General features: G+C 70.8%; 9 protein-coding genes. 2 read left to right on the forward strand and 7 right to left on the reverse strand.

Annotated elements, in window-relative coordinates; genetic code table 11:
• Positions 1–137: 137 nt before the first annotated feature.
• From ACZ5D2_RS02195 to ACZ5D2_RS02215, 5 genes are all read right to left on the reverse strand, one after another.
• On the reverse strand, positions 138–1,109 hold the full coding sequence (locus ACZ5D2_RS02195; RefSeq protein ID WP_371677873.1) for an alpha/beta fold hydrolase: 972 nt from the start codon (positions 1,107–1,109) through the stop codon (positions 138–140).
• Positions 1,106–1,564, reverse strand: a complete 459-nt coding sequence (locus tag ACZ5D2_RS02200; RefSeq protein WP_371677874.1) for a phage holin family protein — start codon at positions 1,562–1,564, stop codon at positions 1,106–1,108. The genes ACZ5D2_RS02195 and ACZ5D2_RS02200 overlap by 4 nt, the downstream gene beginning before the upstream one ends.
• A gap of 54 nt (positions 1,565–1,618) precedes the next feature.
• Positions 1,619–3,082 (reverse strand): Na+/H+ antiporter NhaA, encoded by a 1,464-nt coding sequence (gene nhaA, locus ACZ5D2_RS02205; protein WP_371677875.1) that lies wholly within the window; start codon positions 3,080–3,082, stop codon positions 1,619–1,621.
• 233 nt (positions 3,083–3,315) lie between these two features.
• The gene (gene acs, locus ACZ5D2_RS02210; RefSeq protein ID WP_468926597.1) at positions 3,316–5,313 is read right to left on the reverse strand and encodes an acetate--CoA ligase; all 1,998 of its coding nucleotides are present in this window, start codon (positions 5,311–5,313) and stop codon (positions 3,316–3,318) included.
• 201 nt (positions 5,314–5,514) lie between these two features.
• Positions 5,515–8,022: a SulP family inorganic anion transporter gene (locus ACZ5D2_RS02215; RefSeq protein WP_371677877.1), complete on the reverse strand. Its 2,508-nt coding sequence runs from the start codon at positions 8,020–8,022 to the stop codon at positions 5,515–5,517.
• A 235-nt stretch (positions 8,023–8,257) separates the two neighbouring features.
• Here ACZ5D2_RS02215 and ACZ5D2_RS02220 point away from each other — a divergent pair, with 235 nt between their 5' ends.
• Positions 8,258–9,565, forward strand: a complete 1,308-nt coding sequence (locus ACZ5D2_RS02220) for a polysaccharide deacetylase family protein (protein WP_468926600.1) — start codon at positions 8,258–8,260, stop codon at positions 9,563–9,565.
• On the opposite strand, the gene ACZ5D2_RS02225 is transcribed toward ACZ5D2_RS02220, so the two are convergent.
• Positions 9,534–10,532 carry an ATP-binding protein gene (locus tag ACZ5D2_RS02225; protein WP_468926603.1) on the reverse strand — a complete coding sequence of 333 codons (999 nt, stop codon included), beginning with the start codon at positions 10,530–10,532 and terminating at the stop codon, positions 9,534–9,536. The genes ACZ5D2_RS02220 and ACZ5D2_RS02225 overlap by 32 nt on opposite strands.
• Positions 10,533–10,641: 109 nt before the next feature.
• Between ACZ5D2_RS02225 and ACZ5D2_RS02230 the strand changes: the two genes are divergently transcribed.
• Positions 10,642–11,463, forward strand: coding sequence for a Fic family protein (locus ACZ5D2_RS02230; protein ID WP_468926606.1), 822 nt, complete (start codon positions 10,642–10,644; stop codon positions 11,461–11,463).
• 447 nt (positions 11,464–11,910) lie between these two features.
• On the opposite strand, the gene ACZ5D2_RS02235 is transcribed toward ACZ5D2_RS02230, so the two are convergent.
• Positions 11,911–12,774: an HAD family hydrolase gene (locus tag ACZ5D2_RS02235; protein ID WP_371677880.1), complete on the reverse strand. Its 864-nt coding sequence runs from the start codon at positions 12,772–12,774 to the stop codon at positions 11,911–11,913.
• Positions 12,775–12,863 lie beyond the last annotated feature (89 nt).

The raw sequence follows: 12,863 nt of genomic DNA on the forward strand, positions 1-12,863 counted from the left end.
AGGGTCCGTAATCCCCCGGGGGGCCGCCAATTGGCCTATGCGCCGGGCAATTGAATGCCCGTAAGACAGTCGTACGAAGCGCCTGTCGCCCCGTCAGCCATCCGCGGGGATCCCGCGGATGGCCCGCCGACGGCCCGTCAGCGGTCGGGCTCGGGGTCCTTCAGCCAGTTCACCAGCTCGGTGGAGAAGGCCACCGGGTCCTCCTCGTGGGGGAAGTGCCCCAGTCCGTCGAAGAGCCGCCAGCGGTACGGGGCTTCGACGTACTCCCCGGAACCGGCGGCGCTGCGGGTGCGCATCACCGGGTCCAGCGAGCCGTGCAGGTGCAGCGTGGGCACCCGTACGGGCCGCTTCATCCGCCGGTAGAACTGGAGCCCGTCCGGCCGGGCCATCGAGCGCATCATCCAGCGGTACGGCTCGATGGAGCAGTGCGCCGTGGAGGGGATGCACATGGCCCGCCGGTACACGGCGAGTGCCTCCTCGTCGGAGCCGTCCGCCTGCAGCCGCGGCCCGGACCACTCCCGGATCAGCTCCCCCACGAGGGCCCCGTCATCGGCGACCAGCTGCCGCTCGGGGACGAAGGGCCTCTGGAAGCCCCAGACGTGGGAGCTGGCCCGGGTCTGGCCGAAGTCCGCCAGCATCGCCGAGCGCCAGCGGCGCGGGTGCGGCATCGAGGAGACGACCAGCCGGCGCACCAGCTTGGGCCGCATCACGGCCGCCGTCCAGGCGAGGTATCCGCCCAGGTCGTGCCCGACGAGGGCGGCGTCCGGCTCGCCGAGGGAACGGACCACTCCGGTGATGTCCAGGGCGAGGTTCGCCGGGTCGTAGCCGCGCGGGGTGCGGTCGCTGCCGCCCACCCCGCGCAGATCCATCGCCACCGCGCGGTACCCGGCGTCCGCGAGCGCGGTCAGCTGGTGCCGCCAGGTCCACCAGAACTGCGGGAACCCGTGCAGCAGGAGGACGAGCGGGCCGTCGCCGCACTCCGCGACGTGGAAGCGCGCGCCGTTGGCGGCGACGTCCCGGTGGGTCACCTTTCTCCCGCCCGGCACGTCGATCCGTACCGCCGAAGCAGCGGTGGGCGCGGGGCTGGGGTCCGGAGAAGGGGCTGTCATGAAGACGAGCGTGCCACACCCACGGCCTGGTCACTCAACGGCCGCGGGTGCGGCTTGACGGTTCCGACGAGCGCCGCGGTCTGCTTGACCGAGTCGATGGTCTTCACCGGCGGCTTGACCTTCTTGAACTTCGACATGGCCAGCAGCCCGGTCAGGCCCGCGAGCAGCCAGAACGCGACGCCGACGATGAGGAAGGACCAGGCCAGGCCGAGCCCGAGATTGTGGATGCCGTAGGCCGCGGCGAAACTCAGTACGGGGAGGGAGAAGAGCAGCAGCACGCCCGCCACGATCGCGGCACCGCTGCCGATGCCCGCGCGCTTGACGTCCTGCTTGAGCTCGACCTTGGCGAGGGCGATCTCGTCGTGCACCAGGGCCGACATCTCGGCGGTGGCCGAGGCGACCAGCTGGCCGAGCGTGCGCTCGGCTCCCGGAGCCTCTTGGTCCACTGCGCTCATCTCTGACTCCCTCTGTCGTCTGCTGTCGGCGGCTGTCCTCCGTCGTCAGTCAGATCATGCCGGACGGTCGGCGCCGGTGCTGGACCCGCCCGCCGCTTCCCGGGTGGATCCACCCGTGGATCCACCCGTGGGACCGTCCTCGGCCGGGGCGACGGCCTCGGCCCTGCGGCGGTGCTCGGCGGCCTTCTCCTCGTAGATCTTCGCCATCCGCAGGTGGTACGCCGGGTTGTCCTGCTCGTAGATGTCCGGGATCCCGTCGGCGTCCTCGTCGCGCTCCTCGGCCTCGGTCAGCGACCGGTACCGGCGGTCGCGCAGCTTGAGCATCACGCACGCGATGGCCGCGGCGATCAGGGAGCCGAGCAGGACGGCCGCCTTGACCTCGTCGGTCAGGACGGGGTCTCCGGCGAAGGCCAGCTCGCCGATCAGCAGGGAGACGGTGAAGCCGATGCCGGCGAGGGAGGCCACGGCCAGTACGTCGGGCCAGGCGAGGTCCTCGTTCAGCTCGGCCTTGGTGAAGCGGGCGGCGAGCCAGGTGCCGCCGAAGATGCCGACCGTCTTGCCGACGACGAGTCCGAGCACCACGCCGAGGGTCTCGGGACGGGTGAAGACCTGCGCGATGGCCTCGTCGGAGAGCGAGACCCCGGCGGAGAGCAGGGCGAAGAGGGGGACGGCCAGGCCGGCCGAGACGGGGCGGACCAGGTGCTCGATGTGCTCGCCGGGGGAGTGCTCCTCGCCGTCCCTGCGGGTGCAGCGCAGCATCAGGCCCATCGCGACGCCGGCGATGGTGGCGTGGACGCCGCTGTTGTACATCAGGCCCCAGATGACCAGGGCGAGCGGGACGTACACGTACCAGCCGCGGACGCCGAAGCGCAGCAGGAACCAGAAGAGGACCAGGCCCGCGAGGGCCCCGCCGAGGGCGAGGAAGTCGATCTCGCTGGTGAAGAACACCGCGATGATCAGGATGGCGAAGAGGTCGTCGACGACCGCCAGGGTCAGCAGGAAGGCGCGCAGCGCGGACGGCAGCGAGGTGCCGATGACCGCGAGGACGGCGAGGGCGAAGGCGATGTCGGTGGCCGTCGGGACCGCCCAGCCGTCGAGCGATCCGTTGCCGAGGGTGTTGACCAGGGCGTAGACCACCGCGGGCACGGCCATGCCGCAGAGGGCGGCGATCACGGGGAGGGCGGCCGCCTTGGGGTCGCTCAGGTCGCCCGCGACCAGCTCGCGCTTGAGCTCGATGCCGGCGACGAAGAAGAAGATCGCGAGCAGGCCGTCGGCTGCCCAGTGCTGGAGCGAGAGGTCCAGGCCCAGGGCGGCGGGGCCGATGTGGAAGGACCTGACGCTGTCGTAGCTCGCGGATATCGCCGGGATGTTCGCCCACACGAGGGCGGCGATGGCGGCCACCAGGAGCAGGACCCCGCCGACGGTCTCGGTGCGCAGCGCGTCGGCGACGAAGCGGCGCTCGGGGAGGGAGAGCCTGCCGAGGAACTTGCGGCGGGTGCTGGGCGGGGGCGTGGCCACGGTGGGGAACCTCCGGGTGGGCGACGGCATGACAAATGCAGTTGCCGACCAGACTTCCCGGCGCACCCTGAGACTCTTCGAGCGTCAAATGTTGACGCTTCCTTTACCTTACAGGGTTCGCGCGGTCGTATCGGGTGATCTTCACCTTAAACGGGAGGAGGGCGTCCGGCGCGTTGTGCGCCGGACGCCCTCCAGGACCCGTGGCCCGTTGTGCGTCAGTCCGGTCAGTCCGGTCAGTCCTCGCTGGAGGCGCTGGGCAGCTTGGTCTGGATCAGCGCCATCACCGAGGAATCGGCGAGCGTGGTCACGTCGCCGACCGCCCGGTCCTCCGCTACGTCGCGCAGCAGACGGCGCATGATCTTGCCGGAACGGGTCTTCGGCAGTTCCTGCACCGGGACGATCCGCTTCGGCTTGGCGATCGGGCCGAGGGTGGCGCCCACGTGGTTGCGCAGCTCCCCGACCAGGGCGTCCGTCTCGGTGGCGCTGCCGCGCAGGATGACGAAGGCCACGATGGCCTGGCCGGTGGTCTCGTCCTTGGCGCCCACGACGGCCGCCTCGGCGACCGACGGGTGCGAGACGAGCGCCGACTCCACCTCGGTGGTCGAGATGTTGTGGCCCGACACCAGCATCACGTCGTCGACCCGGCCGAGCAGCCAGATGTCGCCGTCGTCGTCCTTCTTGGCGCCGTCGCCCGCGAAGTACTTGCCCTCGAAGCGGGACCAGTAGGTGTCGACGAAGCGCTGGTCGTCGCCCCAGATGGTGCGCAGCATCGACGGCCACGGCTCGGTGAGGACCAGGTAGCCGCCTCCGCCGTTCGCCACCTCGCGGCCCTCGTCGTCCACGACGGTGGCACCGATGCCGGGCAGCGCGCGCTGCGCGGAGCCGGGCTTGGTCTCGGTGACGCCCGGCAGCGGGGCGATCATCATGGCGCCGGTCTCGGTCTGCCACCACGTGTCCACGATCGGGCAGCGGTCGCCGCCGATGTGCTTGCGGTACCAGATCCAGGCCTCGGGGTTGATCGGCTCGCCGACCGAGCCCAGCACGCGCAGGCTCGACAGGTCGAACTTCGCGGGGATGTCGTCGCCCCACTTCATGAACGTACGGATCGCGGTGGGCGCGGTGTAGAGGATGGTGACGCCGTACTTCTGCACGACCTCCCAGAACCGGCCCTGGTGCGGGGTGTCCGGCGTGCCCTCGTACATCACCTGGGTGGCGCCGTTGGCGAGCGGACCGTAGACGATGTAGGAGTGCCCGGTCACCCAGCCGATGTCGGCGGTGCACCAGTAGACGTCGGTCTCCGGCTTGAGGTCGAAGACGGCGTGGTGGGTGTACGAGGCCTGCGTGAGGTAGCCGCCGGAAGTGTGCAGGATGCCCTTGGGCTTACCCGTGGTCCCCGAGGTGTACAGGATGAAGAGCGGGTGCTCGGCGTCGAAGGCCTGCGGGGTGTGCTCGGTGGACTGGCGGCCGACCACGTCGTGCCACCAGACGTCGCGGCCCTCGGTGACGGCGGTGTCCTGGCCGGTGCGGCGCACCACGAGGACGTGCTCGACCTGCGGGCACTTGGCGACGGCCTCGTCGATGGCGGGCTTGAGCGCGCTGGGCTTGCCGCGGCGGTAGCCGCCGTCGGCGGTGATCACCAGCTTGGCGTCGGCGTCCTGGATGCGGGAGGCGACGGCATCGGCGGAGAAGCCGCCGAAGACCACCGAGTGGGCGGCGCCGACGCGGGCGCACGCGAGCATCGCGACGACGGCCTCGGGGATCATCGGCAGGTAGACGGCGACCCGGTCGCCCGCCTGGACACCGAGCTCGGTGAGGGCGTTGGCGGCCTGCGAGACCTCGTCCTTGAGCTGGGCGTAGGTCAGGGAGCGGCTGTCGCCGGGCTCGCCCTCGAAGTGGATCGCGACGCGGTCGCCGTTGCCGGCCTCGACGTGCCGGTCCACGCAGTTGTACGCCACGTTCAGCTTGCCGTCGGCGAACCACTTCGCGAACGGCGGGTTGCTCCAGTCGAGCGTCTCGGTCGGCTCGGTCTCCCAGGTCAGCCGCCGGGCCTGCTCGGCCCAGAAGCCCAGCCGGTCCGCGTCGGCCTGCGCGTACGCCGCCTCGGTCACGTTGGCGGCGGCGGCCAGATCGGCGGGCGGTGCGAACCGCCGCTCCTCCTTGAGCAGATTGGCCAGGCTGTCATTGCTCACGACATCTCCCTTTCCCAGGGTGTCCGTTGTGTCCCCGGGCATAGCTCATCAGGTCAGACGCCCAGGTGACAAGGGGTAGCCGTGAATTGGTTTAGACCTATAGCACGACTGGGCGGCCCGTGCGCCGCAGCGTACGCGCGGGCCGCGCGCGGCGCGCGAAGGGCCCCTTCCCGCTGCAGGGTGCGAGAAGGGGCCAACAGCTTGCACGGATACGGGAGGGTATCGGTTCGGACGGAAATCCGGTCAGGCGTTCTGACCCACGCTGTCGAAAACCCGACAGTCGAAGAAGTCCTCGCCCTCGGACAGCAGGTAGGCCTGGGCCTCGCCCACGTGGAAGTACATTCCGTGCAGTTCCAGCGAGCCGTCGGCGAGCCGTCGGGCCACCGATTCGTGGGCCCGCAGGTGGTCCAGCTGCTGGACCACATTGGTCAGGCAGAGCTGTTCCACGGCGTCCGCCGGGAGCCGGCCCGCGATCCGGGCCCAGGCGTGGTGCCGGCTGGCCATCCGCTCCAGGCTGGGCAGACCGTGCCGCAGCCAGCGGCGCAGCGGGGTCATCGGAGCGCCCGGGTGGGAGTTCAGCAGGGCCTGCATGGCTCCGCAGCCGGAGTGCCCGCACACCGTGATGCTGTCGACCTTCAGCACGTCCACGGCGTACTCGATGGCCGCCGCGACCGAGTCGTCGGTGGCTTCGGCTCCGGGCGGGGGGACCAGATTGCCGACGTTGCGGACGGTGAAGAGGTCGCCGGGGCCACTTGCCGTGATCATGCTGGTCACCAGGCGGGAGTCCGCGCAGGTGAGGAAGAGCTGTGAGGGCCGCTGTCCCTCGCGGGCCAGCCGGGCCAGCTCGTCGCGGACGTGCGGGGCGGTGTCCCGCTGGAAGGCGCCGATCCCGCTGGCGAGTTGACCCGCGCCACGGCGCCGGGGGGAGGCGGTTCCGGCGTCGCGGGGCTCGGCCGCGCTCGGGATCGTCCCGGCCGCCTCGCCCGCCGGGACGCGCGCGGCGACCGCCGGGTGCGTGGCGGGCAGGGCGCGGTGGTCGCAGTGGTTCTGCCAGGGGGTCCACGGGCGGCAGCACTGGTGCGCTCCCCGGCCTTCGCCCCGGTGGCCGCCGGCCCCGCCGATCGCGGTGCTCCCGCCGGCCGGCACCCGCCCGGACCCGGTGGCTGAGCCGTGGCCCGGCCGCACGCCGGCGCCGGTCCCGGGTGCCGTCCCGGTGGGCCGGGCGTGGTTGCCGCGGGAAATGGCGGCCCCGCCCCGGCCGGTGAGCTCCACCGAACCCCCGTGGGCCAGGTGCGTGTCCTGCCAGTCCTGGAGGATCTCGTAGGCGGCGTGGTCGATGAACGAGCCGTCCAACTCGACGACCGCGTGGCCCTCGTGCGGGATCGAGTTCAGCACCCGGCTCAGGCGCGGCACGGCGAGGAAGGTCAACTGCCCGCGCGCCCGGACCCGGTGGACGCCGTCCGCCTCGTCCAGGGTGATCCTCGTGCGCGCCAGCCGGTGCATGGCCAGGGCCACGGCCACGGCGATGCCGACGGCGACGCCTTCCAGGACCCCGCCCAGGACCACGGCGACGATGGTGGCCGCGTAGACCAGGACCTCCCGGTAGCGGGTGACGGTCCTCAGGTGCGTGATGCTGACCACCTGGATTCCGACGGCCAGCACCAGCGCCGCCAGGGCGGCGAGCGGGATCAGGTCGAGCGCGGGGACGAGCAGTCCGGCCGCGATCACCACCCACAGCCCGTGCAACATGGCTGATTTACGGCTTACGGCACCGGACTTGACGTTCGCCGCGCTGCGTACGGCCACGGCCGCGACGGGGAGCCCGCCGAGCATCCCGGAGACGATGTTGGCGGCGCCCTGTCCGCGCAGCTCGCGATCGAGGTCGGCGCGGGGCGGGCGGTCGCCCGTACCGCGCTCGGAGGCGATCAGCTTGTCGGTGGCCACCGAGGACATCAGGGACTCGACGCTGCCGACCAGGGTGATGGTCAGCACGGCGGCGATGATCCCGAGCACCGGGCCCTGCGGCAGTTCCGGCAGCGCGTGGCTGCTCCAGGAGGGCAGGTCCACCCGGGGCAGGTCGAGCCCGGCCAGGGCCGCGCCGGCGGTGGCCGCGGCGACCGCCGCCAGTGCGGCGGGCACCTTGCGCAGGGCCAGGCCGACCCGCCCGGGGATCCGGGGCCAGAGCAGCAGGACGCACAGGGTCAGCGCGCTCACCCCGAGCGCGGCCGGATGCAGATCGGCCAACTGGGCGGGCAGTCCGAGTACGTTGGCGACGGCCGAGCTCTGCGGGGTGCCGCCCAGCACGATGTGCAGCTGGGCCAGCGCGATGGTCACGCCGATGCCGGCCAGCATTCCGTGCATGATCGCCGGGCTCACCAGCAGGGCCGAGCGCGCGGTGCGCAGGAAGGCCAGTCCGAGCTGGCAGCAGCCGGCCAGGACCGTGACGGCGCAGGTGGTGCGCCAGCCGTAGTGCTGGATCAACCCGGCCGTCACCACGGTGAGTCCGGCGGTCGGCCCGCTCACCTGGAGCGGGGCGCCGCCGAGCCGCCCGGCCACGATCCCGCCCACCGCGGCGGCCACCAGCCCCGCCTGCAGGGGGGCTCCGGTGGCCAGGGCGATGCCCAGCGAGAGGGGAAGTGCGATCAGGAAGACGGCGACGGACGCGGACAAGTCCGCATGGAGCCCCTTGAGGCGGGGTCCGGCACCGTCGGGGCCTTGGTTCGTGGAGGGGGGTGGGGCGGCTGTCGTCATGGGTTCCCGTCTCCTCGGGGGAGGTGATGAAGCGGCGGGAGTCTCAACACTCGGTAAATGGATGGTAATGGAGAGTAAAGGCTGTTGGTAGGTAATGCGGGCAAATGGGCTACGAATTAGCACTCAGGGGTGATTAAGTATTTTGTCTGCCTTGTCATACCTTCCTTAAAGCGGACTGCGTGGGACGTTGCGTCACGAAAGTCCCGCGATGGAACTGCGAGGGAGAGGTGTGCGGATGATCGCCGCCACGAAGAAGATCGCCGGCGGCCTTGTCGCCACGGCCCTGGTACTGGGCGTCGCCGGGTGCAGCGCCTCCGAGCCCGCCCGCCCCGGCGCTCCCGGCGCCCCCGGCGACCAGAACACGAAGAAGGGCGCCGCCGCCCCGGAGGCCCCCGGCAGTGTCAACCGCCCCATCGGCGACGGTTCGACCGCCTACACGGGCTCCCAGCCGAACGTGCAGAAGCCGCAGAGACTGAAGCCCGGCGAGAAGCCCCCGCAGTTCGTGGTGTTCTCGTGGGACGGCGCGGGCGAGGACAGCCAGAAGCTCTTCTCGCACTTCCGCGAGGTGGGCAAGCAGTACAACGCCCGGATGACCTACTTCCTCAGCGGCGTGTACATGCTCCCGGAGGAGAAGCGTTCCCTCTACACGGCCCCGCAGCACTCCGCTGGCCTCTCCGACATCGGCTTCGGCGACCTCCAGGGCATCAAGGACACCGCCACCCAGGTCCGCGGGGCCTGGCTGGAGGGCAACGAGATCGGCACCCACTTCAACGGCCACTTCTGCGGCCCCGAAGGGGGTGTCGGCACCTGGTCGGTGGAGGAGTGGAAGAGCGAGATCAACCAGGCCAAGTCCTTCGTCAAGAACTGGAAGACGAACGCCCCGGCGCTCAAGGACCTGGCGGCGCTCCCCTTCGACTACGACAAGGAGATGATCGGCGCCCGCACCCCCTGCCTCGAAGGCCAGAAGAACTTCATGCTGGCGGCGAAGGACATGGGCTTCCGCTACGACTCCAGCGGCATCAGCAAGCAGATCTGGCCGAAGAAGACGGACGGGCTCTGGGACCTCCCGCTCCAGCTGGTGCCCATGCCCGGGCGCGCCTTCGACACCCTGAGCATGGACTACAACTACCTGGTCAACCAGTCCGGTACGACCACCCAGGGCGACCCCTCCCAGCACGAGTACTGGGGCGACCAGATGCGCGACGGCCTGCGCCAGGCCTTCGACCGGGTCTACCAGGGGAACCGGGCGCCACTGATCATCGGCAACCACTTCGAGTCGTGGAACGGCGGCACCTACATGCGTGCCGTCGAGGAGTCCATCCAGACCATGTGCACCAAGCCGGAGGTCCGGTGCGTGCCCTTCCGCGAACTGGCGGACTGGCTGGACGCCCAGGACCCGAAGACGCTGGAGTGGATGCGCACCCTCGACGTCGGCCAGGCGCCGAGGGACGGCTGGACGAAGTTCCTGACCGCGGGGCCGTCGCCCGCGCCGCCGACGGCCCCGGCCGCGGTCAAGCCGGCTGAGGAGTCGAACGAGGGCTGACCAGGGCCTCGTGCAACACGAAGCCGGGGTCGACCTGCTCCGCCAGGTCGGCCCCGGTCTTGGCGTTCCCCCAGCTCTCCGCGTTGCGCAGGTGGAAGTGGACCATCTGCTCGGTGTACCTGTCCCAGTCGCGGTCGGCGTACGAGTCCTCGGCCGCGTCCTGGAGCGCCTGCAGCGCCAGCCGGTTGGTCGCCTCCAGCAGGTCGAACGGCGCGGGGCGGCCCTTCTCCATCGCCCGCACCCAGTCGGAGTGCCCGAAGGTGACCAGCAGGTCCTCTCCCACCTCGTCCTGGAGGAACTCGATGTCCTCCGGGCCCTGCACCTTGTTGCCGACCACCTTGAGCGCGATGCCGAAGTCCCGCGCGTACTCCTTGTACTGCCGGTAGACGGAGACGCCCTTGCGGGTCGGTTCGGCCACGAGGAAGGTCATGTCGAAGCGGGTGAACATGCCCGAGGCGAAGGAGTCCGAGCCGGCCGTCATGTCGACGACGACGTACTCGTCCGGGCCGTCGACCAGGTGGTTGAGGCAGAGCTCCACCGCGCCGACCTTCGAGTGGTAGCAGGCCACGCCGAGGTCGGCCTCGGTGAACGGCCCGGTGGCCATCAGCCGTACGGGCTCCCCGTCGAGCAGCAGCGTGCGCGCGCAGGCCTCGTAGACCGGGTTGTCCTCCGTGACCCGCAGCAGTCGCGAGCCGGCGCCGGGCGGGGTGGTCTTGATCATGCTGTCGGTGGATGCGATGCGCGGGTTGGAACCGCGCAGGTACTCCTTGATGAGGGGGAGGTGCGCGCCCAGGGCGGGCAGTGCGGCCGCCTCGTCCTCGGGGAGCCCGAGGGCCGCGCCGAGGTGCTGGTTGATGTCGGCGTCCACCGCGACGACGGGGGCTTCATTGGCTGCGAGGTGGCGGATGAAGAGGGAGGACAGGGTCGTCTTGCCGCTGCCGCCCTTTCCCACGAAAGCGATCTTCATGTTCACCAAGGGTAGTGGCATGGTCGCGCGGTGTGGTCGAGGTGAGTGAAGAAGACCACTCCAAGGAGGGGTCGGTGCTACGGCCGCGCAGTGCGTAGGCTCCCTACTTATGAGTAGCGCTTCTGACCCGCTGGCGGCCCTGGGTTCGCTCCCGGGGGTCGCAGAGTCCGTGGATTCCGTACGCAAGGCCGTGGACCGGGTCTACGGACACCGCGTCATGCGCCGGCGCAGCGGGGAGATCACCTCGGAGGCCGCGCTGCGCGGCGCGCGGGGCAGTGCGGCGCTGTCCGGTGCCGACTGGGCGCTGGAGGAGGTCCGCCGCCGCACCGACTTCGGCGCCGAGGCGCAGGCGTTGACGGTGGGTGCCGCGCTGCGCCTGACGGCCGAGGCGGGCCAGCTGCTGAGCATCTGGCGCCAGTCGCCGCTACGGGTCCTCGCGCGGCTGCACCTGGTGGCGTCCGGGTCGACCGCGGCCGGGGACGTCGTGGGCAGGCCGCGGCTGGCCGGCGAGCCGGTGGACGAGCCCCTGGTGGACCTTCCGCTGCCCGGCGCCGACGAGGTGGCGGGGCGGCTGGACGGCCTCTCCCGGCTGATCATCGCCGGCGGCTCGGCCCCCGCCCTGATCACGGGCGCGGTGGTGCACGGCGAGATCCTGGCGCTGAGGCCGTTCGGCTCGTACAACGGCCTGGTCGCACGCGCGGCCGAGCGGATCGTGCTGATCAACAGTGGCCTCGACCCGAAGGCGATCTGCCCGGCGGAGGTCGGTCACGCCGAGCAGGGCGTGAAGGCCTACCTGGAGGCTTTCGAGGGCTACGTCTCCGGGACCCCGGAGGGAATGGCAGCCTGGATCGCGCACTGCGGCCGCGCGATCGAACTCGGGGTGCGCGAGTCGACGGCGGTCTGCGAAGCCCTCCAGCGCGGCGCGGCGTAGGCGGCGGGGCACGGCGCCGGGGCCCGGTGCTCGGGGGCGCCGGAAGCCGGGGGCCGGGGCGCGCAGGGGCCGGAACGGGGTTGCGGCGACACCGTGATGCTTTGGTGTCGCCGCTGGCATTCGCGCCCAGTTACCAAGCGTCCTCGATATGTGCCCATCAGGTCGGGAGCTTTGCCCGGTTACCTGGTGCGGCTGGCCCGTAATCGACGGGTCGACGTCGCGTGGGTGCTCGGCGTTCATGCTTCGGTCCGTGGGCCTTACTGCGTTTTAAAGATGATCCTCTCGGATGTTCTTTGGTCTCGCGGGCCGTTGACTCCTTTGTACTCCGCTTCCGAGCCGAGCGAAACCCCTGGCCGGAGTTCTTTACTTTCCGGGATGACCCGGGGCGATTCGGACAGGTCAAAACGCCCCAGGTCAGGACACCCGGCGGTGGGGTGACGGCGGGGATCAGGCGGTGGCGGCGGCGGCCCGACGGCGGCTGGCGTACCAGACGAGACCGGCGGTGGCCGCGGCCGCGCCCACCGCCGCGGCGGCGACGAGGGCCGGGCGGGCGGGCATCGAGAGTGCGGGCAGCCGCTGCTTGAGCCGTACCGGCCTGCTGAACACCAGAACCGGCCACTCGCGTGCCACGGCCTCCCGTCGCAATGCCCGGTCCGGGTTGACCGCGTGCGGGTGCCCGACGGCTTCGAGCATCGGCACGTCGGTGAACGAGTCGCTGTACGCGTAGCACCGGGCCAGGTCGTAGCCCTCGGACTCGGCGAGCTCCCGGACGGCTTCCGCCTTCGTGGGCCCGTAGGCGTAGTACTCGATCTCCCCGGTGAAGCAGCCGTCGTCGCCGACCACCATGCGGGTGGCCACGACCCGGTCCGCCCCGAGCATCTCGCCGATCGGCTCGACGACTTCGGCGCCGGACGTCGACACGATCACCACGTCACGGCCCGCGGTGTGGTGGGCCTCGATGAGGGACGCGGCCTCGTCGTAGATGATCGGGTCGATCAGGTCGTGGAGGGCTTCGGCGACGATCTCCCGGACCTGCTGCACGTTCCACCCCTTGCAGAGGGCGGAGAGGTACTCGCGCATCCGCTCCATCTGATCGTGGTCGGCTCCGCCGGCCAGGAAGATGAACTGCGTGTACGCGGTGCGCAGCACGGCCCGCCGGTTGATCAGGCCGCCCTGGTAGAAGGACTTGCTGAACGTCAGAGTGCTGGACTTCGCAATGACCGTCTTGTCCAGGTCGAAGAAGGCGGCGGTCCGAGGCAAGGAGTGCGGCAAGGGCTGATTTTCCACGACCCGAGCATATGCGCCCACCATTCGGCGTAAGGTGTGGCGCGTGGGTTTGCCTGAGAAGGCTCTCGGGTACACCATGGAAGTCACGGATCGTTCGCGACCGTGCTAACCCG

It is taken from the genome of Streptomyces sp. NPDC031479, assembly GCF_055581065.1.

What these genes read in the sequence shown, in the direction of transcription:
- ACZ5D2_RS02230 (WP_468926606.1), top strand. Translation starts at nt 10,642, where the DNA reads ATGAGTAGCGCTTCTGACCCGCTGGCGGCCCTGGGTTCGCTCCCGGGG.
- acs (WP_468926597.1), bottom strand. Translation starts at nt 5,313, where the DNA reads ATGCCCGGGGACACAACGGACACCCTGGGAAAGGGAGATGTCGTGAGC.
- ACZ5D2_RS02195 (WP_371677873.1), bottom strand. Translation starts at nt 1,109, where the DNA reads ATGACAGCCCCTTCTCCGGACCCCAGCCCCGCGCCCACCGCTGCTTCG.
- ACZ5D2_RS02225 (WP_468926603.1), bottom strand. Translation starts at nt 10,532, where the DNA reads ATGAAGATCGCTTTCGTGGGAAAGGGCGGCAGCGGCAAGACGACCCTG.
- ACZ5D2_RS02200 (WP_371677874.1), bottom strand. Translation starts at nt 1,564, where the DNA reads ATGAGCGCAGTGGACCAAGAGGCTCCGGGAGCCGAGCGCACGCTCGGC.
- ACZ5D2_RS02220 (WP_468926600.1), top strand. Translation starts at nt 8,258, where the DNA reads ATGATCGCCGCCACGAAGAAGATCGCCGGCGGCCTTGTCGCCACGGCC.
- ACZ5D2_RS02215 (WP_371677877.1), bottom strand. Translation starts at nt 8,022, where the DNA reads ATGACGACAGCCGCCCCACCCCCCTCCACGAACCAAGGCCCCGACGGT.
- ACZ5D2_RS02235 (WP_371677880.1), bottom strand. Translation starts at nt 12,774, where the DNA reads ATGGTGGGCGCATATGCTCGGGTCGTGGAAAATCAGCCCTTGCCGCAC.